Genomic DNA, 25811 nt, shown 5'->3' on the forward strand with positions numbered 1-25811 from the left:
TTAGCTGAAGGAGGAGGGCGCGCAGGTGGTGCCACGTCACCTGGTTACGTCATCGACTTGCCACAGGCTCGGCGTGAGCAGGCTGCCAGCCACCACCCAGTGCCCTGAACGCGGCGACCGCCGCTCGTGCCGATTCGGTTCGCGCTTGCGCTCGGGCATCGGAAGCTCGCAGCAGTGTTTCGTCGGCTTGCAGGACGTCGATGAGGCTGGCGGTGCCTTTCTCATAGGCAATGAACGAGGATTGACGAGCCTGAGTCAGAGCTGTCTCTGCTGCGGTGAGGGTGGTTGCCTGGGCTTCGCGATTGACCAACGAGGAGAACGCGTTCTCGACATCCTCGCTGGCGCGCAGCGCGGACTGGCGATAAGCGGCCAGGGCCTCGGCTTCCTGCCCCTTGGCTTGATCGATCTGTGCGTTGATACGGCCAAAGTCGAAGAGCCTCCAGCGCAGTCCCAATACACCCGCCGACTGGCTGGCGCCGCCGGTAAAAAGGTTGCCGGCGGATACGGCGGTGGCGCTACCGAGCAGCGCGCTGAGGGAGAATTTTGGATAGTACTCAGCAACGGCCTCTGCGATGCGTGCATTGGAGGCCGCTAGACGGCGCTCGGCCACGATGAGATCGGGCCGGCGGCGCAGCAGATCGGCAGGCGTTCCCATGGCGGTTATCTGGGGTGCCAGAGGAATGCTTCGCGCATTGGCCAGTTGTGTGCGATGCGTGCCGGGCGGCGTGCCGAGCATGATGTCCAGTGCGTTCATCGCAGCATCCAGGCCAATTTGCAGGACCGGCACTGTCGCTTGGACCTGTGCCAAGGCGCCCTCGGTCTGGCGAACCTGATAGCTGGCGGCGAGGCCCTTGCTGTAGAGCAGTTGGACCTTCTCCAGCAGTTCCTGTTGCGTTTTGACCTGTTGGTTCGCAATGCCCAAACGGGTCTGCAATCCGCGGACAGTGATGTAGATGTCGGCGGTCTGCGCAGCGACGGCCAGGCGGGTGGCCGTGGCGCCCGCTGCGGACGCCTGGTATTCGGCCAGGGCGGCCTCGCGTGACCGGCGCAGGCTGCCAAACAAATCGACCTCCCAGCTGGCCCCGAGGTTGAGTTCGTAAGCGCTTCCATACCGATCATAGCCAGGCGTTGAATTCAGCACCTGGCCGAGTGGGGTTTCGACTGACTGATAGGCGCGCGCGGCCTGGCCGCTGATATTGCCCGAGGGCAGCAAAGCAGCATCGGCCGCACCCAGGCCGGCCCGCGCCTGCGCGACGCGCGCCGAGGCCTGCGCCAGGTCCAGGTTCTGCTCAAGTGCCTTGGCGACGAATTCGGTCAGCGCTGGGTCATCAAAGCCTTCCCACCAAGCTACGAGACTGGCCGGCATCGTCGCGGGCCGCTGTTCGACAGAGGGCTGACCGAGGAAACGGTCCGATAGCGCAGTGTCCGGACGGTGATAGTCCGGACCAACGGCGCAGCCTGCCATCAAGCTGGCACTCAGTATCAGAGCAGCGGGGTGGAGTGGCGACATGGAGATTCCTGAAGTGGAGATTGATGTGTGACCATATTATATATTGGTCACTTTCTGTCAATGAACTCCTCATGGGTGGGTGCTCTCGCTGGGGGCTATGGTCGCAATAAGTGTTGAGAAAATTGTAATTTAGTCTCTGGTCGCAATGGTTGTGACCATTGACAGTAATGGTCACACGCCAGAGAATGTGACACCTGTTTCTATTCTTCAAGTAGGGAATCTATGCGCCGGCTTCGACCTGTCACCCTTGCCGCTTGCTTGTTGCCTCTCGTCCTGACGGCGTGTGGCGACTCTTCCACCGTCCAAGATCCGCGCACGCTCGCTCCTTTGGTGAGGGTCTCTGAAGTTCAGGATTCGTCCGGCCTCTGGCGTTCATTCACCGGAGTCGTGGCGGCTCGCGTCCAGAGTGACTTGGGTTTCCGAGTGTCGGGCAAAGTGCTTGAGCGTCTGGTCGATACCGGGCAGACCGTCAAGCGTGGTCAGCCGCTCATGCGTCTGGATCCCATCGACTTAGGCTTGCAAGCACGAGCGCAGCAAGAAGCGGTCACTGCCGCCAAAGCCCGTGCCAAACAGACCGCAGATGACGAGGCTCGTTATCGTGAGCTGGTGGCCGCAGGCGCCATTTCCGCATCGGGCTACGATCAGATCAAAGCCGCAGCCGATACCGCGAAGGCACAACTCAGCGCCGCGCAAGCTCAGGCTGACGTGGCCCGGAATGCGTCGGGCTATGCCGTACTGCTGGCAGACGCCGATGGCGTTGTCATGGAGACGCTCGCCGAACCCGGGCAGGTGGTCAGCCCTGGGCAGCCGGTGGTTCGACTGGCACGGGCCGGTCAGCGCGAAGCCATCGTGCAATTGCCAGAAACCTTGCGTCCGGCCGCAGGGTCCACCGCTCAGGCGACGCTTTACGGCAACACCTCGGCTGCTGTCACTGCCAAGCTGAGGCTGCTGTCGGATTCGGCTGACCCTGTGACACGCACCTTTGAGGCGCGGTATGTATTGGCGGGCGGGCTGGCCAATGCGCCGCTGGGTTCGACCGTCACCCTTCGGATCGCCGAAGACGCCGCGCAAGGGCCGGTCCTGCAAGTTCCGATCGCTGCCCTCTATGACCCGGGCAAGGGAACCGGTGTGTGGGTCATTGCCGGCGAACCGGCGAAAGTCAGCTGGCGGCCTGTTCAGGTCCTGGGCTTGAGTGACGACGCTGCCCGAGTTGCAGGTGAGCTCAAGGTTGGCGAGCGCATTGTCGCGCTGGGCGCGCATCTACTGCGCGATGGCGAGGAAGTGCGACTGAGCCCACAGGGTGACGTGAAGGTTGCCGGGGGCCGTCAATGAGTCTCAATTTATCGGCACTCGCCGTTCGCGAGCGCTCCATTACCGTGTTCCTGATCTTTCTGATTGCCGTCGCGGGTACCTTGGCGTTCTTCCAGTTGGGGCGTGCCGAGGACCCGCCGTTTACGGTCAAGCAGTTGACCGTCATCACTGCATGGCCGGGCGCGACTGCCCAGGAGATGCAGGACCAAGTCGCCGAGCCGCTGGAAAAGCGCCTGCAAGAACTGAAGTGGTACGACCGCACGGAAACCTACACCCGTCCAGGTCTGGCTTTCACCATGGTCTCGCTGGTCGATCGCACGCCACCCTCGCAAGTCCAGGAGGAGTTCTATCAGGCGCGCAAGAAACTCGACGATGAGGCCACTCGGCTGCCGGCGGGCGTCATTGGGCCGATGGTCAATGACGAGTATTCGGACGTTACCTTCGCGCTGTTCGCCCTGAAGGCCAAAGGCGAACCGCAGCGCCTGCTGGTGCGAGATGCCGAAGCGTTGCGCCAGCGCCTGTTGCATGTGGCGGGCGTGAAGAAGGTCAACATCATCGGTGAGCAGCCCGAGCGAATCTTTGTGTCGTTCTCCCATGATCGACTGGCGACCTTGGGCGTCTCGCCCCAGGATATCTTCGCCGCGCTGAACAGCCAGAATCTGCTCACGCCTGCTGGCTCGATCGAAACCAAAGGGCCGCAAGTCGTCCTGCGGGTGGACGGTGCCTTCGATAAATTGGCGAAAATTCGCGACACACCGCTTGCGATCCAGGGGCGCACGCTGAAGCTCTCGGACGTCGCGACAGTCGAGCGCGGATATGAAGATCCGGCCACTTTCCTGGTTCGCAATAACGGCGAAGAGGCGCTGCTGCTGGGGATCATAATGCGCGAGGGCTGGAACGGCCTGGACCTGGGCAAGGCACTGGACGCCGAGACGACCAAGATCAATGAAGGCATGCCACTGGGCATGACGCTGACCAAGGTCACCGATCAAGCCGTGAACATCGACTCGGCCGTCGGTGAGTTCATGGTCAAGTTTTTTGTCGCGCTGCTGGTTGTCATGCTCGTTTGCTTTCTCAGCATGGGCTGGCGTGTAGGCGTTGTGGTCGCAGCCGCCGTACCGTTGACGCTGGCGATAGTGTTTGTGGTGATGGCGGCCACCGAAAAGAACTTCGACCGGATTACCCTGGGTTCGCTGATCCTGGCGCTTGGGCTGTTGGTGGACGACGCGATCATCGCGATCGAAATGATGGTGGTAAAGATGGAGGAGGGCTACGACCGGATCAAAGCGTCCGCGTATGCCTGGAGCCACACCGCCGCGCCGATGCTGTCCGGTACGCTGGTGACGGCGATTGGCTTCATGCCCAACGGCTTTGCGCAATCGACCGCCGGCGAATACACCAGCAACATGTTCTGGATCGTCGGCATTGCCCTGATCGCCTCCTGGGTCGTCGCGGTGGCTTTTACCCCTTATCTTGGGGTGAAGCTATTGCCGGATATCAAGCCGGTCGAGGGCGGTCACGCGGCTATCTACAACACGCGTCATTACAATCGCTTTCGCCAGCTCCTGACCCGCGTCATCGCGCGCAAATGGTGGGTGGCCGGCACCGTGGTCGCGACATTTGTCGTGGCGATTCTCGGCATGAGCCTGGTCAAGAAGCAATTCTTCCCGACCTCAGACCGTCCCGAGGTATTGGTCGAGGTGCAGATGCCCTATGGAACCTCCATCGAGCAGACCAGTGCCGCCACGGCCAAGGTCGAGGCCTGGTTGCAAAAGCAGGATGAGGCGAAAATCGTCACCGCCTATATCGGTCAAGGTGCGCCACGCTTCTACCTGGCGATGGCGCCGGAACTCCCTGACCCGTCCTTCGCCAAGATTGTGGTGCTGACGACCAGCCAGGAGGCCCGTGAAACCCTCAAGTTCCGTCTTCGCGAAGCGGTCGCCGAAGGGCTTGCCCCGCAGGCGCGGGTGCGGGTGACTCAACTGGTGTTTGGTCCGTATTCGCCATTCCCCGTGGCTTACCGGGTGATGGGCCCCGATCCGTCAACGTTGCGCGAGATCGCCGGTCGGGTACAGGACGTCATGCAAGCGAGCCCGATGATGCGGACCGTCAATACCGACTGGGGGCCACTGACGCCGACGCTGCATTTCAGTCTTGATCAAGATCGTTTGCAGGCGGTGGGCCTGACCTCGAATGCCGTCGCCCAGCAGTTGCAGTTCCTGCTCACGGGGGTGCCGATTACGGCGGTTCGCGAGGACATCCGTTCGGTGCAAGTGGTTGGTCGCGCCGCAGGTGATATTCGACTCGATCCCGCCAAGATCGAAGGTTTTACCCTGGTGGGCACGGCGGGACAGCGTATTCCGCTGTCCCAGGTCGGCGAGGTGGATGTGCGCATGGAGGACCCAATCCTGCGGCGGCGTGATCGCACGCCGACCATTACCGTGCGCGGCGACATTGCCGAAGGCTTGCAGCCACCGGACGTATCGAGCGCAATCCTCAAACAACTGCAGCCGATCATGGACACCCTTCCTGACGGGTACCGGATCGAGCAGGCGGGGGCCATCGAGGAGTCGGGCAAGGCCGGCCAGGCGATCGTGCCGCTGCTGCCGATCATGGTTGCCCTGACGCTGCTGATCATCATCCTCCAGGTACGCTCGATCTCGGCGATGGTCATGGTGTTCTTCACCGCGCCGCTGGGATTGATTGGCGTGGTGCCGACCTTGCTGATCTTCCAGCAGCCGTTTGGAATCAACGCCCTGGTCGGCCTGATCGCGCTCTCGGGTATTTTGATGCGCAATACGCTGATTTTGATTGGGCAAATCCACCACAACGCGCAAGAAGGGCTGGACCCGTTCCACGCGGTGATCGAGGCCACCGTGCAACGGGCCCGGCCGGTGCTGCTGACGGCGCTGGCGGCCATCCTGGCATTCATCCCCCTGACACACTCCGTCTTCTGGGGGACGCTGGCCTACACGCTGATCGGAGGGACCTTCGTCGGCACCATCATGACGCTGGTATTTCTGCCGGCGATGTATTCCATCTGGTTCAAGATCCATCCTGACAAACAGGTCCAAACCGAAACGGCGAGGCTGGCGTAAGTCAGCAAACGCATGCTGCTGTCAGTGGATTTCGACTGAAAAATGAAGAGGTTTTTATGATGACTGCCGAAGGTCAAAAGCGAATCGTCGTCACAGGCATGGGCATTGTCAGCCCCCTGGGTTGTGCAGTGGAAGAAGTCTGGCTGAGGTTGCTGGCAGGACGTTCCGGTATCCGTAACCTGTCTGGCGATATCACCGAGGGTACCGGCGTTGCGGTGGGCGGTCAGGTGCCGTCTCTGCAAGAGGATGCCGTTGCGGGGTATGACCCCGAGCGCTTCATCTCGGTCAAGGATCGCAAGAAGATGGACCGTTTCATCGAGTTCGCCCTCGTTGCTGCCGATGAAGCCCTGGCGCAGGCAGGCTGGCATCCGACGCAAGCCTCAGACCAGGAACGCACCGCGACAATCATTTCATCGGGCGTCGGTGGCTTTGGCGCAATTGCCGACGCTGTACGCACCACCGATGCGCGTGGCCCGCGCCGCTTGTCGCCATTCACCGCGCCGGCCTTTCTCGCCAACATGGCGGCCGGGCACGTTTCCATCCGGCATGCGCTCAAGGGGCCTCTCGGTGCGCCTGTAACGGCTTGTGCCGCCGGGGTGCAAGCCATTGGAGATGCGGCCAGGCTCATCAGAAGCGGTGAGGCGGATATCGCCATATGTGGCGGTACTGAAGCGGCGATAGACCGTGTGACCCTGGGCTGTTTTGCCGCCGCCCGCGCACTGTCCACGGGCTTTGCCGAGCACCCTCAGGAGGCCTCGCGTCCCTTTGATCGCGACCGTGACGGTTTCGTCATGGCCGAAGGGGCCGGGCTGCTGGTGATCGAGTCGCTGGAGCATGCCCTGGCCCGTGGTGCCAAGCCCCTGGCCGAACTGGTTGGCTATGGCACCAGCGCTGATGCCTATCACCTGACCGCAGGCCCGGAAGACGGCAGCGGCGCACGGCGCGCCATGCAGCAGGCTCTGCGCCAGGCGGGGGTCAGCCCTGCCGACGTGCAGCATATCAATGCCCACGCGACCTCCACACAGGTGGGCGATAACGGGGAGTTGGCAGCGATTCGCTCGGTGTTCGGGGCTGACTCCGGCGTGGCTATCACCTCGACCAAGTCCGCTACCGGGCATCTTTTGGGGGCGGCGGGGGGCATTGAAGCGATCTTCACCGTGCTCGCGCTGCGTGATCAGGTCGTACCGCCGACGCTGAACCTGCTTCATCCCGATGAAGCCGCAGAAGGGCTCGATCTGGTCGCCCTCAATGCCCGGAAGATGCCGATCACCCATGCGCTCTCGAATGGATTCGGGTTCGGGGGAGTTAACGCCAGCGTCCTGTTTCGTCGTTGGGATGCAAAATAGAGACGGCGAACTCACACCGGTTGTGTCACCTTCCGATGCACCCATCGTGCTTCGCTTTGCAGCTCCAGGACCTGCCAATGGAAGCGCTCAAGCGAAGCATTGTGGCCGACGCTGATCAGGATCGTTTCTGGCAGCGTCTCTTTGAGCAGTTGATAGCAGCGCGCCTCGTTGGTTGAATCCAGTGCCGAACTGCTCTCGTCGAGGAACAGCACCGTCGGGCGGGCCAGCAAGGCCCTGACGAACGCACAGCGTTGCTGTTCGCCGACGCTGAGGGTCTGCGCCCAGTCCCGCTCTTGCTCCAACAGATCGCTCAGGTGCTGCAGGCCAACTTGCTCCATGGCCTGGCGCAGCGCGGCATCTTCTTCGCGACGGGGTGGGTTGGGGTACCACAGCGCTTCACGCAGACTGCCCAACGGCAGGTAGGGTTTCTGCGCAAGCGTCAGGGCACGCTCACGGTCATAACAGCTTGAGCCGCGAGCGTGATGCCAAAGTCCGGTAATCGTGCGGATCAGCGTTGATTTGCCGTAGCCGGACGGCGCGCGGATCATCAGGCTGTCACCGGGCTTGAGCGACAGATTGAAGTCTTTGAACAACGGCCGGCCGTTCGGCAGCCAGATGTCCAGGTCCTTGATGTCGAGACCGTCGGCCTGTTGTTCGAGCCTGACCTGGGACTTGACCTCAACGTTATCCAGGCGCTCCTGGAAGCCGATCAAGCGGTCGATCACCGACTTCCATTCCGACAGCTCCGGGAACACGCTCACCAGGTAGGCGATGGCGGCGTGCACTTCGCCGAAGGCCGCGCTTATCTGTGTCAGGCGGCCGAGGGGAAAGGCGCCGGCGAAGAACTGTGGCGCCATGATGAACATCGGGATGACCGTCGCGCTGCGCAAGTAGAAGGTCGAGTAGCCCATGATCAGTTTCTGTTTTTTCACCAGCGCCCAGAAGTTTTCCAGCGCCGCCTCCAGGCGGTGGTTGAAGCGTTCGTTCTCTACGACTTCGCCGCGGTATTGCGCTACCGAGTCAGCGTTCTCCCGCAGGCGGATGAGCGAAAAACGAAAATCCGCTTCACGTCGCTGCTGCATGAAATTCAGGCTGGGCAGCGCGCGTCCCAGCCAGAAGGCCAGGCCGGTGCCCAGGAGCGCATACACCAGGGCGACCCACACCAGCAGTCCCGGAATGATGATGGACTGGTCGTTGAACGGCACGCTGACCAGGCTTGAGGCCTGCCAGAGGATATGCAGGAAGGAAAACAGCGACACCACCGACGTCAACAGGCCCAGGCTCAACTTGAGCGACTTGACGATGAACAGGTCGATGTCTTCGGCGATCCGCTGATCGGGGTTGTCGACCTCGGTTTCGGTCAGCTTCAGCTTCTGGTAGCGCTGGCTGCCCAGCCATTGATCAAGCATGTTGCGGGTCGCCCAGCGCCGCCAGCGGATGGTCAGCTTCTGCTGGAAGTGGAACGCGCCCACGGTGAAGGCGGCCGTGCCGATCTGCAGCAGGATGAACTGCAGGCTGCCGATCAGGAAACCGTGGTAGTCCAGGGCCTGCAAGGCATTATAGAAATGCAGGTTCCAGAAGTTGGTGAGGATGTTGACCCCGACCAGGCACAGGGTCATCAGCACGGTGGCCAACAGCAGTAACAGGGCCGGGTACTTTTCCTCGGATGCCCAGAAAGGCCGCGCGAGACGCCAGAAATTGCGGAGTGTGTGCATGTGGTCTTGGTGAGCCTGGTCGCTAACGACGTTGAGTTTGCAGGGGAGGGAGGATAGGATCAGCCAATGCTAATCGTTTGCATTAATTAGGGAAAGCCACGGGAGCCCCGTTATCGAATTTCCAGAATGGCTTAACCAGGCCTGGCCGCCGATACAGCGGGTCATTCGGCAGGAACCTGGTGATCAGCCTGCCATCGCGTTGAGCCAGCTTGCCGACCCTGGCGTACTGCAACCCTTGCTGACCCGGTTTGCCTTGCGTTACCCAGGGGTGAACCGCGCCGCCGTGGTTTCGCAGTGGTCGATGAACTACATGAGTATCGTCCTGCCGGCCACCCTGGCCTGTGTGCTGACGCGTCGCTGCGCGATCGAGTTCTGGGGCGAGGAGGCATTGCTGTTGCACGACGATGGCCAACCTGCGGCGCTGGGCCTGGCCGCCGGACTGTCAGCCTTGGACGCGGATGGCCGTGCGGTGTACTGGTCGCGGTTGATCCACGAGCACCTGGCGCCGCTGTTCAGCACATTGGCCGCCGCCGGTGGCCTGGCCCCGAAAATATTGTGGGGCAACTTCGTTGCTATCTGGGACGGTGCCTTTGCCAGAATGGACCCTGACCTGTCCAAAGACGGTTTTGCCGAGGCGCACCAGTGGCTGGAGCAGGTCACGGTGAACAACGGGCGCTTGAAGCTGCGAGGCCTGCAACGCATGGTCGAATCACCAGCGCCGCAGATTTGCCCGTGCTTGCCATTGCGCCGGCATTGTTGCCTGCATTACCAACTGCACGAGCCGGTCGAAGGCCAACCGCCGGTGCTCTGCGAATCCTGCCCCAAGCTGCACCGTCTGCCGCTGGCGGAGCAGGTGAGCTATTTGCATTACATCTATGAGTAGGGTTGGGCGCAGGTTTTGAACAGCCGCGGCCAGAAGAGCCCCACATTGTGTGGCTTGCATGAGTTCTTGTGGCGAGGGAGCTTGCTCCCGCCCGGCTGCGCAGCAGTCGTAAAACCTGGCAACTGTTTTTCCTGACACACCGTGCTCAATGGTTTTGGGGCTGCTGCGCAGCCCAGCGGGAGCAAGCTCCCTCGCCACAGGGTTTAAAGTTTCCTCACGAAAGCATTTGCGCCAGGGGCGCGGCGTCAGCCTGGGGAGCGACTTCACTGAGCTTGCCATGTTCGATGCGGATCAGCCGGTCGGCCAGGCCGAAGTAGGCATCGTCGTGGGAGATGACGATCAGTAATTTGCCGCGTTCGCGCAGGTCCGGCAGGATCCGGGTGTAGAAGAAGTGCTTGAACACCGGGTCCTGGTCGGCCGCCCATTCGTCGAACAGGTAGCAGGGGCGATCATCCAGATACGCACTGAGCAGCGCCAGGCGCTTGCGTTGCCCGGTGGACAACGCCAGCGTCGTCAGTTTGCCGTCCTCGATTTGTACCTTGTGGTCCAGCTGCAGGTGCACCAGGTAGTCCTGTGCCTGTTTCACCAGGTGCGGATCGTCGCCATCGAACAGGTTTTCGAACAGGCAGAAGTCGGTGAAGATCGCTGAGAAGTGCTGTCGGTAATGGTGATTGTCATTGCTCGAGGACACTTGTTCGTCGAGCATGACGTCGCCGCTTTCCGGCCGGTACAGCCCGGTCAGCAACAGCGCCAGGGTGGTCTTGCCGCTGCCGTTGCCGCCGGTGATGAACACCACTTCGCCGGCATTGAGGGTGAGGTCGATGGGGCCCAGGGTGAAGTGACCGTCCTCGCGCTCGCGGTAGTAAGTGTGGGTGACCTGGCGGCACACCAGGCTGCGAACCTGGGTCGGCGAGATCGTCTCGACGGTTTCGTCGGCGGTTTGCATCTCGCCTTCCAGGGCGCGGATCTTGTTCAGGGCCACGCTGGCCCGACCGAGGGTCGGCAAGGCGTGCATCAACTCCGACAACGGCGTGATCATGTAGAGGATCGCCAGGATATAGCCGGTGACCAGGCTCGCGCTCAGGTCGATGAAATGCGGCGCGGCGAACAGCACCACACCGATCAGCATGTAGAACACCGCATTGCCCCAGTTCAGGACCAGGGCGTAGATGCTCATGCCCCGTACAAAATCGCGGCGGTATTGCTGGCTCACCGGTATCAGCAGGCGGGTGAAGAAGTGCTGCCGGCGCGGATGGTTGAGTTGCAGTTCCTTGCTGCCATCGGTGAGCAGGCGGTACTGATTGAACAACTGGTCCTTGAGCTCGCGAGCACGGGAGATCGAGGTCAGCGCCCGACGTTGCGGCCAGTGAAAGCTCAGGCTGCCCAGGACGATCAGCAGCAGCGTCAGGCCGAGCAATGGCATGCTGAGCCAACCCAGGTAGCCGAGGCACGCGGCGATGATCCCGACGTTGACCAGCAGGATCGGCACCAACTCCACCGCCTGGCTGATGGTCTGCGTATCGTCGGTGAGCATCGCCAGCAGGCGATGCTTGCCCAGGCGCTGCAATTGCGCGTAGGGCGTGTCGATCAGCTTGGCGCTCAGGTGCAGGCGCATGTCGTTGACCGCAGCCTGGCCCAGGCGCAACAGGCTGATGTCGGAGATGATCCGCGACACCGCGACCAACACCACCAGGCCAGCGAAGAGCAGGCCATCCACCGGGCGCAGCTTGTCGAACACCTCCAGGCTGTGGTTGATGTTGGCGATCAGGCCGGCAGCCGCGAGGCCGCAGATCAACCCCGTCAGGGTCGCCACCAGCAGTGCGCGCCAGGAGCGTTTAGCCATGAGTAACAACAGATCCATTTCAAACCGCTCCGTGTGTAGCAATGGCCGTGAGACGCGCCGCCAATTGTTCGTGCAAGGCGCGTTGCTCAAGGATGGTCAGGTGTTGCGCCGTGATGACCTCGCGGGTCAACGGCCCGCTGCTCAGGTCTTCCCAATGCGGGTCGGCGAAGTCGGCCTGGGCCAGGGTGTCGCTGGCCCACCAGACATGCACCGGGCAGCTTAGCCGGACAGGCTTGAAGGTCGCCAGCAGATGCTGCGTGTGCTGCTGGTAGCGCAGCCGCGTTTGCAAATGCTCCCAACTGTCGCCATCGAGTTGCAGGCCTTGCTGGCGTGCCCACTGCACCAGCTCCGGCAGGCGTGCCGCTGGGGGCAGGGCGTCCAGTTGCTCCAGCAATGCGGCCATGATCGGCGGCGGCAACTGGCGCAACACGCTCTGGCTGTCCGGTGTCAGTGCTTGGGAGGCTGACTCCAGCAGCGCCTCGACACTGTCTTCTGGCGCTTGATGCTGGTACTGCGAGTCGATGACACCGAGAAACGCCACTGCTTGGCCCTGGCTTTCCAGGCGCGCGGCCGCGGCAATCGCCAGCAGACCACCGAGGGAGAAGCCCAGCAGGTGGTACGGCCCCTGTGGTTGCTGTTGGCGCAGGTGCTCGACATAGAGCGCGGCGAGGCGCTCGATATCGCCGCCCAGCGTTGTGCTGTCGTCGCTCAGGTACGCCGCCTGCAAGCCCCACAGATGCCAGGCCGACAGCGGCGCCAGCAGCGTGCGGTAATCCTGCACGTGGCCGGTGGAGGGGTGGAAGCAGAACAGATTGGCGGCTTCGACAGCGTTTGGCGCCGACAACCGCACCAGTGGCGAGAGTTTGAGCTCGGCCTGCACCAATGCTGCAAATGCCGAGACGCTCGGGGCGTTGAACACCGCATTGACCGTCACTGGTGCCGACAGCGCGGTCTGCAGGCGACTGGCAAGCGTCACCGCCGCCAGGGAATGGCCGCCCAGCTCGAAGAAATCATCGTCGATGCCCACTCGCTCCAGGCCCAGCACCTGTGCCCAGACCTCGGCGAGCAAGGCTTCCAGCGGCGTGCGTGGCAAGGCACTGCCGACCGTGTCGAGGACTTTGTCAGCCCATTGCTGCAAGGTCTTGCGGTCGAGCTTGCCGTTGCCCATCAGGGGCAAGGCTTCGACGATCCGCAGGGTGGGCAGCATGTAGTCCGGCAAGCAATCCTGGGCCTGGCCATGCAGCCTGGCGACTGTGGTCGAATGCCCGGGCGCCAGGGTCATGAAGGCGAACAGTTGCTGGCCGAGCTCGCCGCGAGGGATGCATTCGACAGCGGCCTGGGCCACACCGGGAAGGTTGGTCAGCTGCGCCTGGATCTCGTCGAGTTCCACGCGGAACCCACGAATTTTCACCTGGCGGTCGGCCCGCCCGGTGATCTCCAGGCTGCCGTCATGGCGATAGCGGGCCATGTCGCCGGTGCGATAGAGGCGTTCGCCCGGCCGATGTGCCAGCTCGATAAAACGTCCGGCGCTTTGTTGCGTGTCCAGGTACCCGCGGGCCAGTTGCGGGCCGGCGATATACAGCTCGGCGCTTTGCCCTGGGGCGGCCAACGCTTGCTGCTCGTCGAGCAGGTACAGGCGCATGCCGTCGAGGCGGTCGCTGAGGGGCAGGCGACGATAATCCACGCTCGGATCGGCTTTGTGCATCACCACCCCAACGGTGGTTTCGGTCGGGCCGTAATGGTTGAAGACCGTTAGCGCCGGAGCAAGGCTGCGAATGCTTTGCAGCAGGCGCCGCGAGCAGCTTTCGCCACCGAGGATCAATTGTTTGCGCGGCAACACGGCAGCGCTTTGGGCATGAATCAACCAGGCGTCGAGCAACGACGGCACGATCTTCAGGTGATCGATCGGGTACTGCGCCTGCCAGGCTGCCCAAGCCTGGGCGTCCATGGCCGTTTCCTTGTCCAGCAGGTGCAATTCGCCGCCGCTGAGCAGGGCCGGGAACAGCAACGTGTAGCCCAGGTCGGCCGCCAGTGAGGTGACCACTGCACTGCGTTCGCCTGCGGCCAGTTGCAAGCGCCGGGATACGCTGGCGACATAACTGGCCAGCTGTCCGTGCTCGACGATGACGCCTTTGGGTGTACCGGTGCTGCCGGAAGTGAACAGCACGTAGGCCGCGTCCTGTCCTTGGATCTCGACGTTGGTTGCAGTCGTTGGCGCTTGCTGCCAGGCCGCTTCCTCGCGCAGGTCGAGGCTGCCGATGCCCGGCAACGCAGGGGCGCTGCCGGCCGAGCCGCTGAGTATGAAGGTCGGCTGGGCTTGTTGCATAATCGCCAGCGAGCGTTGCGCTGGTTGATGCACATCCAGGGGAACGAACGCCGCGCCGCTCTTGAGCACGGCGAGCATGGCCAGGACCATCTGTGCCGAGCGATCCAGGTACAGCGCCACGCGATCTTCGCGACCCACGCCCTGTGCGCGCAGGAAATGCGCCAGTTGGTTACTGCGGGCCTGCAGTTGGGCATAGCTCAACTGCCCATTGGGGTCGCGCAGGGCCAAATATTCGGGAAACTGCGCGGCACATTCATCGAAACTCGCCGGCACGCTGGTAAACGGCAGTGCCGCAGCGTCGGATGGCGCCTGCAGGGCGGTCAGCGTTGCGGTAAAACTCGGCGCCTGCACGGACAGTTCGGCCAGGGGCTTGCCTGGGTTGGCCAGGGCATCGAGCAGCAGCGATTGGAGTTGCTCCAGCAGCACCAGAGCGGCCTGTTCGCTGTAGCGGCCCGGCAGGTGGCAGAGGTTCAGGCGATAGCCGCCAGCGGTCGTTTCGGCCACCAACAGCAGCTCCATACCGGCGGGGATGGCCTGTGCGTCCAGCACCGTGAGCGTCGACGCCATGCTGCCCAAGGTGTCGAGCCGATCGGGCAACTGCCCACCCCACTGGAAGCCGTACTGCAAAGTGTCGGCCGGCAGCGCAGCGCTGACGCCGCAGTATTCCTGCCATTCGGTGGCTTGCTCGCAGAGCACCTGAAGGTTCGCCAGCGCCTGGGCAAAGTGGCTGTCCGCCGCCGCTTGCCAGCGCAGGGGCAAGGGCTTGGCGAACAATCCCCAGCAATCGGCGAGTTCTTCATAGTCGTCGCGGCAATCGTGGACCCAGTTCAAGGTCAGTGCCGGGCTGTCGCCGCTACTCAGGCGCTGCAACAGCACGCCCCAGGCCGTCATCAGCACTTGTTCGGGCGATGCGTCGTGACGCTGGCAAAAGCTTTCCAGGGCCATGCTCAACTGTGGGTTGGCGCTCAAGCGAGTGGTCACCGGGGCGTCGGAGCGGTCGCTGCGAACCTCACGGTAGAGCAACTCGCTGGCGGCCGCTTCGTCCAAGGCTTGGCTGGCCCAGAAACGCCGGCCAGGCTCGGCGTCTTCATCGGCCTGCAACTCGTAGAGCCAGGCGCTGTACTGGGTATATGTCATCGCCTCGTCATCCACCGATGGCGCCTCTATCGAGCCCAATGCCTGCGCCAGGCGCAGCAAGGTCCCGCGATCCGCGCTCAGCGCCGGCAGTTGCAGCGTGACCCGCTGCCGATCGCCGTCGACCGCTTGCACCTCGACGCTGATGGCGTCCGTGGCCATGACCGTGGATTCAACCACTTGCAAGGGCATCAGCAAGCCTGGCTCTGGCCGTACTCGCAGGCGCAGGGCCTCGTGACACACGCTCAGGGCGGCGAGTCGTTGGTGAAGACGCTCCAGGGCCAACGGGCCTTTTATTTCCAGTTCCAGGCGCGCCGCTGGCAATCCCGCCAACCACTGGCTGCGTTGTTGGGGCGAGAGGGCGAAGGCTTCTTCGCGAGTTTCAAAGGCGCTCATGCCTGCACCTCCGCAGCCAGCGGCGGCTGTGCTTCGGGCAGGCAACCGGTCAATTGTTCGCGACGCATCATCTGGCCCATGGCGACACAGATCTTGCGCTCACCCTCGAAGGGATCCCGAGCGTGGGCCACCAACATATTGTCCAGCATCACCATGTCACCCTTTTGCCAACTGAAACGTACCGCGCAGTCTTCATAAGCCTCGCCGATCACTTGCATCACTGCGTCTTCAATCACGCTGCCATCGCCGTAGTACACGTTACGTGGCAAATGTCCGGGGCCGAACAGGCTGATCAGGTTGCTGCGCACTTCCGGCTCCAGGCAGGCGGTGTGGTGCAGTTGCACCTGGTTGAAGAACGACAGTTCCAAGGTCTCGGGATGCTCGACGATGGCCGGGCAGTGCTGGGCGATCCGCAGGTTGTCGGCCCCCAGCCATTCCCAGCGCATGCCCGACGCCAGGCATTGGCGCTCGACTTCCTCACGCTGTTCGGTCTTGAAGAAGTCCTGCCAGCGCACATCCAGCTTGTCGGTGAAGTGCCGCACGTACAGCAGCCCCAGGGCCTTGAAGCGAGCGACGATGTCCTCGGGCAAGCGCGCCAGCACCTGCCGGCAATCGACGATGGGCGTGCAACCGCCCCGCGGCGCCGGCGTTTCGCAATAGAACCACTGCTTGCGTGGCCACTGCGGCAGATGGGAGCTCTCGTTGTGGAAGAGAATCATGTGCTGTTCCGGGTACGGCGTGGAGTGGTAGATGTTCTTGCCGGACTTGTTTTTCGGCAGGTCACCGTAGGTCCCGTAGAGGTCGGGTTCGATGGCCTGGGCGAACTGTTCGAAAGCGCTGGCATCCGGCAGGTTGAAACCCCGGAACAGCAGGCCGCCGTGGGTCAGCAGCTGTGCATTGATCCATTCCCGCGCTTGCAGCGCCCAGTGCACCGGGTCCAGGTCGCCGAGCAACGGCTCAATCACCAACGGCAAGGCTTGCCCGGCGCTGAGGGTGCGGGTACGGACCTGCTCATGGGCCACCTGGCTCACAGCGGTTGCACGGGTCTGCTTGAGCTTGCTCAATTTGGACTGCTTGCGCGCGCTGCGGGCCGTGGCTTCGTCGAGCGACGAATCCGCCAGGGACGCTGCGCTGGCGTTGCCACCCTCAAGGCGCCACGACCAATTGTCCAGCGCTTGTCCCGGGGCCGAGACGATCTGCTCCAACAGGCTCTCGAAGCCTTGTTCGAGGCGCTGGATGGTCGGCTCGTGCAACACGCTGGTGCGATACACCCAGCGCACATTCAGGCCTTGATCTTCGTCCTCTTCGACAAATACGGCGAGGTCGAACTTGCTGCTTTCCTGGCGTGATACCAGGTGTTCCACCTCAAGGTCCGGCAGGCTGGCATTGCCGCTGGGGGTGTTCTGCATGACGAACAGCACCTGGACCAGGGGATTGACCCCTGGTGTACGCGGCGGTTGCAGTTCCTCGACCAGTTTGTCAAACGGCACCTGCTGGTGCTGGAACGCCGACAGGCAATCCTCGCGCAAGCGTTGCAGACGGGCGTCAAAGCTTTCGCCCTCGCTCAGGCGGGCACGGATCGGCAGCACGTTGACGAAGAAGCCGATGAGATGCTCCAGGGCCGGATGTTCGCGGTTGGCCAGGTCGGTGCCGACGATAAAGTCGTTGGTCCCGGTGGCCCGTTGCAACAGGCTGTTGAAGGCATTGAGCAGGACCATGAACAGCGTCGCCCGCTGCTGTTGAGCATAGGCCTTGAGCACCTCGGCCTGGGCCGGTGTGAAGCGTTGTTCCAGGGCCGCCCCCTGATAGTCGGGACGCGCCGGGCGTGGCTGGTCAAGCGGTAGCGGGATCAGCGTTGGCGCGCCGTCGAGTTGGCGGCGCCAGTAGTCGATGGCCCGTGCCAGCAGGCGCTGTTGGGTTTCGCTGCGTTGCCAGTAGGCATAGTCGGCGAACTGGATCGGCAACACCGGCAGCACCGGTGTCGAACCGCTGGTACGAGCCTGGTACCCGACGATCAGCTCCTGCATGAGGATGCCCATGGACCACGCATCGGTGGCGATATGATGCAGCACCAATTGCAGCACATGATCGACGGCGCCCAGGCGCAGCAGACTGGCGCGCAACATCGGCGCCTGTTGCAGATCGAACGGGCGTGCCGCCTGTTCATCAATCAAGCGTTGCAGGGTTTGCGCTTGTTCCTCGTGGTCGAGGTGACTCAGCTCGGTCGGCGTCAGGTCAACCCGCGGTGCCGGGCTGATGACCTGGCAAGGCTGGTCGCCGTGGAGATGGAACGCCGTGCGCAAGGACTCATGGCGTTCGAACACGGCCTGCAACGCCGCTTGCAGCGCTGCGACGTCCAGCGCACCACGCAGCCTGATGGCGGTGGTCATGTTGTAGGCGGCGCTGGGGCCTTCGAAGCGATCCAGGAACCACAACCGTTGCTGGCTGTAGGACAGCGGCAATGGCTGGTTGCGTGGCGCCAGGGCAATCTCGCTGTTGCCGTCGGCCTCGGTCTGGGCGTCGCGTTGCTGATCGACCGCTTCGGCCAATTGTTCCAGGGTGCCACGCTCGAACAGCGTGCGCAGCGGCAGGTTCACGTTCAACCGTCGGCGAATCCTCGACAACACCTGGGTGGCCAGCAACGAGTGACCGCCGATGGCGAAGAAGTCGTCGTGCACACCGACGGTGTCCAGGCCGAGAATTTCCTGCCACAGCTCGGCCAGGACCTGCTCGGTCGGCGTGCGCGGTGCCAAGCATTGCGCCTGCGCCGTTTCGTCCTGGGGCACACCCAGGGCGGCGAGGGCGCGACGGTCGATCTTGCCATTGGCGTTCAGCGGCAATTGCGCAAGGGCCAGCCAACGGGCTGGAACCATGTAGCTTGCCAGCTGCTGGCCCAGGTAAGCGCTCAAGACCTGTTGCGCGGACTCGCCGCCCAGGTTGGCCGTGTCGTCGAGCACATACCAGGCCACCAGTTGTAACGCCCCGCGCGCGTCGGGCAGTGCCAGCACCGCCGCGCTGTCCACCGCTGGGTGTTGCATCAGGCGGTTTTCGATCTCGCCCAGTTCGATGCGGTGGCCACGAATCTTTACTTGCTGGTCGCGCCGCCCGAGGTATTCGATCACGCCATCGGCGCGCATCCGGCCGATATCACCGCTGCGATACAGACGCGCATCGGCCTGGAACGGGTGCGGAACAAAGGCTTCGCGGGTGCGTTGCGGGTCGCGCAGGTAGCCGCGACCGACGCCGACACCACCGATGCACAATTCGCCGGGTACACCGACAGGGACCAGGCGCAGCGCCGAGTCGAGAACGAACACCTGGTTATTGGCGGTCGGCTTGCCGATGGGCATGTGCAGGCAGTCGTCGGCGGGCGCTTCGGTGATGGGGTAGAAGGCAACGTCGTCCGAGCATTCGGCGGGACCGTAGGCGTTCATCAACGGGATCGCCGGGAAGCGGGCGAACCAGTCCCGCGCCAGGGCCGGCGGCAATGCCTCACCGGTGGGCAGGAGCCAGCGCAGGCTCGCCAGGGTGTGGTGCGCCTGGCTTTCCTGGAGCATGCCGCGAATCAGCGCCGGCACGGTTTCCAGCAGTGTCAGTTGCTGTTCCTGAGCCGCATCGAGCAGAGCCACAGGGTCGTGGGCCTGGGCATCGGGAAGGATGTGCACGGTGGCGCCGAACAGCGGCGCGGCGAGGAACTGCCACACGCTGATATCGAACGCCGCCGAAGCCGTCTGGGCAATCCGGTCGTGCTCACCCAGGCCCAGGCTCGGGACCTTGCCGAACATGTTGTTGAGCATCCCGCGTTGTTCAACCATCACGCCTTTTGGCGTGCCGGTGGAACCCGAGGTGAAGATCACGTAGGCCAGTTGATCCGGGTTGTGCGCATAGGTGACCGGCGGCTGTTCGCGGCCTTGCCAGAGCGCCTGGGCTATCAGGCAGGTGGGTTGCTGGCGCATCTGCGGCAGGACGTAGTCCAGCGTCGAGCTTGCGTGCTCGCAGACCAGCAACAGCGGTGCTTCGCCCAGGTCCAGCAGCTCCGCCAGGCGTGCGTGGGGCTGTTGGATGTCCAGGGCCTGGAACGCCGCGCCGACCTTGAGCGTGGCGATCATCATCGTCAGCAAGGCCAGGCCACGCTCAGCGAACAGCGCCACCAGGGTTTCCGGGCCGGCACCGGCCGCTTGCAGCGCATGGGCGATGCTGTTGGCGCGGCGGTCCAGTTCGGCGTAGGTCAGCGATTGCCCCTGGCATACGGCGGCGAGGTGTTGCGCACGGTTGCGCACTTGTTCGGCGAACAGCGCCGCATAGCCGCGCTCCAGCGGGAAGTCGACGTCGCTGCGGTTGCAGTCGATCTGCAACTGCCGGCGTTCCGCCTCGGGCAGCATGTGCAGGCTGCCCAGTGGCGCTTGCGGCGTCTCCAGCATGCCCGAAAGCAGCTGCACCAGATGGCCGAGCATGCGCTGCACGGTGTCAGTGCTGAAACGCATGCTGTCGTAGGACAGGCGAATGCCCAGGCGGTCGCCGGGGTACAGCACCACCGTCATCGGGAAGTTGGTGTGCACCCGGTCTTCATAGATGTCGATGCTGAAGGCATCCAGTTTCACGCTGCTGATATCCAGCGGCGCGTTCTCGAACACCACCAGGCTGTCGAACAACTGCTGGCCGCGCGGCACTTGGCTGCAACGCTGGATGTCCACCAGCGAAGCGCTTTCGTGTTCGCGCAATTGCGCGTTGTGGGACAGCAGCGCCTGCAACCAGTCGGCCACTGGCACCTCGGGATCGACATCGATGCGCAGAGGCAAGCTGTTGATGAACAGCCCGACCATTTCTTCTACGCCGGCAAGGTCAGTCGGGCGGCCGGCGACGGTCACGCCGAACAGCACATCGCGGTTGCCGCTGTAGCGCGACAGCAACAGCGCCCAGGCGCCCTGGATCCAGGTGTTGGGGGTCAGTTGGTATTGCTGGCACAGCTGCTGCAGCCGCTGGGTCTGGGCGATGCTCAGGGTCTGGTCGAAATCGCCAACCTGTTCCGGTGCCTGCTCCGGACGCGCCACGGGGCTGTCCACATGCAGCGGTGTCGGTTCGCTGAAACCGGCCATTTCGGCCTGCCAGAACGCATGGGCGGCGGCCATGTCATGGCGTTCCAGCCAGCTCATGTAGCCGCGGAAGGAGCGCAGGCGTGGACGGGCCACCGGCTCCTGGCGCACGATGGCCTGATAGATCGCCAGCAGGTCTTCCATCAGCAGGCCGAAGCACCAGGCGTCGGTCAGGATGTGGTGGAAACTGCGCACCACGGCGAAGCGTCGCTCATCGAGTTGGAACACCCGCAGGTGGGTCAGCGGCGCACAGGCCATGTCGAAACCTTGCAGGCGCTGTGCTTCGAGGGCCTGGTCCATCGCCAGGCGCTGCTGTTCTTCATCGAGGTGGCGCAGGTCCTGCCAGTCGAACGCCCGATGAGTTTGGCGGTATACGCATTGCAGCGGCTCATGATCGTCCTGCCACCAGAAGGCAGTGCGCATCATGGGGTGGCGCTCAAGGAACAACTGCCAGGCCGCTTCCATCGCCGGGCGCTGCAGTACCCCGTCCCAGCTGTAGCGTTGCTGCATCAGGTAGATGCCGCTGTGGGGTTGCAGCAGGGTGTGCAACAGCATGCCCTGTTGCATGGACGACAGCGGGTAGACGTCTTCGATGTTCGCCCAGTCCAGCGGTTCGGATGCCAGGGTCGCCGCTTGCTTGTGGCACAGCGCAAATGCCTGGCTGGCGGGGCGCAGGTCGGCTGCGCTGGCCAATCCGGCGAGTTCGCTCAAGCGTTGTGCAAGGCGCGGTGCCCAGTCGGCGGCGAGGGCGCCGTGGCTGCGCAGGTGCAGGCAGTCATCCTGCCACCAGGCGTCCAGGGTCAGCGGGCAAGTCGAAGCTGTCGCGGGGCTTGCGGCTTCGACCTGGGCCAGGATGCCACGCTCTTCGCGATGGCTGTCGAGGTTGCCGAGCCAGCGAATGGCCACCGATGCCGCCGGCAGATCACGCAGCGGTTCTTGCAGGTAGGTGTTGTCCGACAGGAAACGCAGGGCGCCATAGTCGACGCCGTGCTGCGGGTAGGCGCGCATTTGCGCGGTCAGGGCATGCAAGCGTTGCAGCAGGCTGTCGCCTTCGGGCTGGAGGAAGTACGGCACAGCCAGGGCCAATGGTCCCATGATGCGTGCCGGGTCGAGGTCGGCCACGGCAATCGGCGCATTTACCGGCAGGCGCTCGGCGCTTGGACGGGCATCGTGCACGCTCAGCGCAACCAGGCCATTGCCGCACAGTTCACGGCACTGTTCGACCACGGCAGCGGCCAACAGGCTGTTCCAGTCCAGTTGCAGCACTTCGCCCAAACGCTTGAGCTCACCTGAGGTGGCGGCCGGCAGGGTCTGCTCGACCACGCTGGCCGGCTGCTGGCTGTTCGGCAGTTGCAGCGTTTCCGTGCCGGCGTATTGCAGCCAGTGTTCCCAGGCGTCGTCCAGGGCATCGCCCTGTGCATGGGCCTGCTGGTGCCGCGTCCACTGAGTGAAATCGCCACCGGTGTAGGACAGGCGCACCGGCCGCTGATAGCGCAGTTGCGCCAGGGCCAGGTTGAGGTCAGTCAGCAGCAGCGACCAGGATGCCTCGTCCAGACACAGCGGATGAGCGGCCAGCAGCAGGGCGTGTTTGCCGTCCACCTCCAGCAGGCGGGCATGCAGGGTTTGGCCGGCGTCCAGTGCCAGCGCGTCGACACCGGCCTGGGCCAGGGCTTGCAGTTGCCCCGGCGTGCAGGTCTCCAGTTTCTCGGTGGCGATGACCGGGGCCTTGGCCGCGACCAGTACCCGTTGCTGCCACTGGCCCTCCGGCAGGGCCTTGAGCGCCAGGCGCAAGGCCTGGTGGTGTTGCTGCAAGGCGCAGATGGCCTGGGTCAGCAGCTCGCTATCGAGCGTCTGGCTCAGCGCCACGCAACGCCAGGTGGCGTGCAACGGCCCTTGTTGCAGGCGCGCCAGTTGCCCGGCGGCCAGCGGCAGGTCATAGCCATCGGCAATCTCGTGTGCCACGCCATGGCTGGCATCGGCGCCCAGCACCCGGGCGATATCGGCGATGGTGCGGTTCTCGAAGAGCTGGCGGGGCGTGAGTTTCAGCCCTTGCTGGTTGGCGCGGGCGATGATCTGCAAGTTGATGATCGAATCGCCGCCCAGGGCGAAGAAGTTGTCGTGCACGCCGACACGTTCCAGCTTCAGGACTTCCTGCCAGATGGCGGCCAGATGCGCTTCGACTTCATTGCGCGGCGCGACATGGGTGGCGCTGTCGTCCGTGGGTTTTTGCGGGAGCGGCAAGCGCTGGACATCGACCTTGCCGTTGCGGGTCAGAGGCAGTTCGTCGAGGGTGATGAAGTGCGCCGGCACCATGTAGTCCGGCACCCGCGCACCCAGGTCGTTACGCAGTTTCGTGGCGGACAGCGACTGGCTGGCGACCAGGTAGGCCACCAGGCGCAAACTGCCGTCCAGTTCCACGGCACGGACCAGCGCCTGTTCGATCAGCGGCGACAGGCGCTTGAGCTGCGCTTCGACTTCGCCCAGCTCCAGGCGGTTGCCGCGGATCTTGACCTGACTGTCGACCCGACCGAGGAACGCCAGTTGGCCGTCCACTTGCCAGCGCACGCGGTCGCCAGTGCGATACCAGCGTTGCTGATCGGCGTCGAGATGGAAGCGTTCGGCGGTCAGGTCCGGGCGGTGCAGGTAACCCCGGGCCAGGGCGCCGTTGATCAGCAGTTCGCCGGATACCCCGGTGGGCACCAGGCGGCCGTTGGCATCGACCACTTGCAGTTGACGGTTCGGCAGTGGCCGGCCGAGGGCGATGCTGCGCAGGCCCGCCGGCAACTCGGTGGCAATCGCCCCGACTGTCGCTTCGCTCGGCCCATAGTGGTTGAAAACCCTGAGCCCTGGCGCCAGGCGGTTGACCTGTTCCAGCAGCGCCGGGCTGAGGGCGTCGCCGCCGAAGACCAGCAGGGCGCGGGGCAGCAGGCGGGCATCGGGCAACGCCTGCAACAGGCCGGCCAGATGACTTGGGGTGATCTTCAGCACATCCACCGGGTGTTGGTCGAAGAGTTCGGCCAGTGCCAGGGGGCTGAAACCGCTGTCTTCATCCACCAGCAACAAGCTGGCGCCGCTGCACAGGGCGCCGAACAGTTGGGTGTGGCCCAGGTCGGCGGCGATGCTGGACAGCAAGCCGTAGCGAGCCGCCGGTGGCGGGTTGAGCACTGCGTGCACCGCCGTCAGGTAATCGACGATGGACTGGTGCTCGACCACCACGCCCTTGGGGGTGCCGGTGGAGCCCGAGGTGTAGATCACGTAGGCAGCATCGGTCGGGCTGTGGACCACGACCGGTGGCGTGTCTGGCTGGGAGGCGATGGCGTCGGTCTGTTCCGCCAACCACAGCGTCGGCGTGTGCTCGGCCAGGTCTTTGAGCAGGGGTGAAGCGGCGGCACCGATCAGCAGTGCGGCGCGGCTGTCCACCAGCACGTCGGCCAGGCGCCCGGCAGGCTGCTTGAGGTCCAGCGGCAGATAGGCGGCGCCGGCCTTGAGGGTGGCCAGCAGGGCGATCACGAACTCGGCGCTGCGTTCCAGGGCCAGTGCCACCACGCTGTCGTGGCCGATGCCCTGGGCACGCAAATACTGGCTGAGGCGGTTGGCCTGCTGATCCAGTTCACGGTAAGTCAGGGCGCTCTGGCGGTCGCGCACCGCCAGCTGTTGCGGGTGGGCGGCCACCTGTTGTTCGAAGCGCTGGTGCAGGCACGTAGCGGCTACCGGCAGTTGTACACCACGGCCCTGCACGAGCAATTGCTGGCGTTCTTCAGGGCTCAGCCATTCAAGCTCGCTGACCCGGCACTGCGCGTGCGCCGTCATCGCCAACAGGATCGCGCGCAATTGGGCCGACAACACCGCGACTTCGGCATCGCTGAAGCGACTGCGGTCGTAGCTGATCAGGTAGTGCAGTTGTTTGTCCGGCACCACGATCAGCGACAACGGGAAGTGGTTGCGGCCTTGGGTGTGGGTAATGCCATCGACCTGCTGGTCGCTGCTCGGGGCACTGAAACTCAAGCCACCGGTGTCCTGGTTAAGTGCGTCGGTGACCGGGAAGTTCTCGAACACCAGGATCGAGTCGAACAGCGCTTGTTCAGCGGCGATGCGCGTCATCGACTTGAGTTTGCCCAGTGGCAGGTAGGCGTGGTGGCGCAGATCGCTGTTGGCTTGCTGCAAGTGTTGCAGCCAGTCCACCAGGGTCGGCTCGTCGGCCCATTGCACGCGCAGCGGCAAGGTATTGATGAACAGCCCGACGGTGCTGTCTACCGCCGCCAAGTTCTCCGGACGCCCGGCGACTGTGACGCCATAGACCACGTCGTCACGCCCGGCGTGTTGGCCCAGCAGCAGTGCCCAGGCGCCCTGGATCAGCGTGTTGATGGTCAGGTCATGCTGACGGGCGAAGTGCGCCAGTTGCTCGGTTTCGCTGGCGGCCAGCAGGCTTTCCCGTTCGGCGAACGGTGCCCCCGCAGGCGCTGGCTGGCGTACGGCGAAGCTGGGCAGTGGGGTCGGCTCGCTGACGTCCTGCAACTGTTCGCGCCAGAAGCTTTCGGTGGCGGCCATGTCCTGTTCCGCCAGCCAGGCGATGTAGTCTCGATAAGGGCGGGTCGGCGCCAAGTGGGCGGGGCGGCCATGGGCTTGTTCGTAGTACAGCGCCAGCCACTCCTGCACGGCGATGCCGACGCTCCAGCCGTCCATGAGGATGTGATGGAAGGTCCAGATCAGATGCCAGCGCTCGGGGGCCAGGCGCACCAGGCACACGCGCATCAGCGGCGAGTCATTCAGCTCCAGGGGTTGTGCCCGTTGTTCCAGTGCCAACTGTTCCAGCGCGGCCTGCGGCTCGGCGCGGTCCTGCCAGTCCAGTTCAGTCAAGGGCAACTCAACGTCCTGTTGCACCACCTGATAGGCATCGTCCAGTTCCTCCCAGAGAAAAGCACTGCGCAGCACCGCGTGACGCTGCATCAGCGCCTGCCAGGCACCACGAAAAGCGCTCAATTGCAGCGGGCCGTTCATGTCCAGGCTCAACTGCTGGTAATACACCCGCGAATCCGGTTCGTAGACGCTGTGGAACAACAGGCCGTGCTGGGTCGGCGAAAGGGAGTAGATGTCTTCGATGTTGTTCATGCTTGTTTGGTCCATTTCAAAGTCTTGAAAACTCAAGTGAGTCGATC

9 protein-coding genes are annotated in these 25811 nt (G+C 63.7%); 4 read left to right on the forward strand and 5 right to left on the reverse strand.

Features of this window, described 5'->3' with window-relative positions:
• Positions 1–49: 49 nt before the first annotated feature.
• Positions 50–1510 carry an efflux transporter outer membrane subunit gene (locus BW979_RS14710; protein ID WP_076384116.1) on the reverse strand — a complete coding sequence of 487 codons (1461 nt, stop codon included), beginning with the start codon at positions 1508–1510 and terminating at the stop codon, positions 50–52.
• A gap of 222 nt (positions 1511–1732) precedes the next feature.
• Between BW979_RS14710 and BW979_RS14715 the strand changes: the two genes are divergently transcribed.
• The 3 genes from BW979_RS14715 to fabF are packed head-to-tail and all read left to right on the forward strand — an operon-like array spanning position 1733 to position 7265.
• Complete coding sequence (locus tag BW979_RS14715; RefSeq protein ID WP_076384118.1) at positions 1733–2842, forward strand: efflux RND transporter periplasmic adaptor subunit; 1110 nt, start codon at positions 1733–1735, stop codon at positions 2840–2842.
• The gene (locus tag BW979_RS14720) at positions 2839–5919 is read left to right on the forward strand and encodes an efflux RND transporter permease subunit (protein ID WP_076384120.1); all 3081 of its coding nucleotides are present in this window, start codon (positions 2839–2841) and stop codon (positions 5917–5919) included. The genes BW979_RS14715 and BW979_RS14720 overlap by 4 nt, the downstream gene beginning before the upstream one ends.
• 56 nt (positions 5920–5975) lie before the next feature.
• Positions 5976–7265 carry a beta-ketoacyl-ACP synthase II gene (gene fabF, locus BW979_RS14725; RefSeq protein WP_076384122.1) on the forward strand — a complete coding sequence of 430 codons (1290 nt, stop codon included), beginning with the start codon at positions 5976–5978 and terminating at the stop codon, positions 7263–7265.
• An 11-nt stretch (positions 7266–7276) separates the two neighbouring features.
• Here fabF and BW979_RS14730 read toward each other — a convergent pair whose 3' ends face one another.
• Complete coding sequence (locus BW979_RS14730) at positions 7277–8980, reverse strand: ABC transporter ATP-binding protein/permease (protein WP_076384124.1); 1704 nt, start codon at positions 8978–8980, stop codon at positions 7277–7279.
• Positions 8981–9179: 199 nt separating this feature from the next.
• Between BW979_RS14730 and fhuF the strand changes: the two genes are divergently transcribed.
• Complete coding sequence (gene fhuF / locus BW979_RS14735; protein ID WP_083714393.1) at positions 9180–9863, forward strand: siderophore-iron reductase FhuF; 684 nt, start codon at positions 9180–9182, stop codon at positions 9861–9863.
• 214 nt (positions 9864–10077) lie between these two features.
• On the opposite strand, the gene BW979_RS14740 is transcribed toward fhuF, so the two are convergent.
• The 3 genes from BW979_RS14740 to BW979_RS14750 are packed head-to-tail and all read right to left on the reverse strand — an operon-like array spanning position 10078 to position 25764.
• Positions 10078–11724 (reverse strand): cyclic peptide export ABC transporter, encoded by a 1647-nt coding sequence (locus tag BW979_RS14740; protein WP_076384126.1) that lies wholly within the window; start codon positions 11722–11724, stop codon positions 10078–10080.
• Position 11725: 1 nt separating this feature from the next.
• The gene (locus tag BW979_RS14745) at positions 11726–15562 is read right to left on the reverse strand and encodes a non-ribosomal peptide synthetase (protein ID WP_076384128.1); all 3837 of its coding nucleotides are present in this window, start codon (positions 15560–15562) and stop codon (positions 11726–11728) included.
• A complete protein-coding gene (locus BW979_RS14750; protein WP_076384130.1) occupies positions 15559–25764 on the reverse strand; it encodes a non-ribosomal peptide synthetase in 10206 nt (3401 codons plus the stop codon). The genes BW979_RS14745 and BW979_RS14750 overlap by 4 nt, the downstream gene beginning before the upstream one ends.
• Positions 25765–25811: the final 47 nt, after the last annotated feature.

This window comes from Pseudomonas sp. A214, from assembly GCF_900156295.1.
In the GTDB taxonomy this organism is placed as follows: domain Bacteria; phylum Pseudomonadota; class Gammaproteobacteria; order Pseudomonadales; family Pseudomonadaceae; genus Aquipseudomonas; species Aquipseudomonas rhizophila.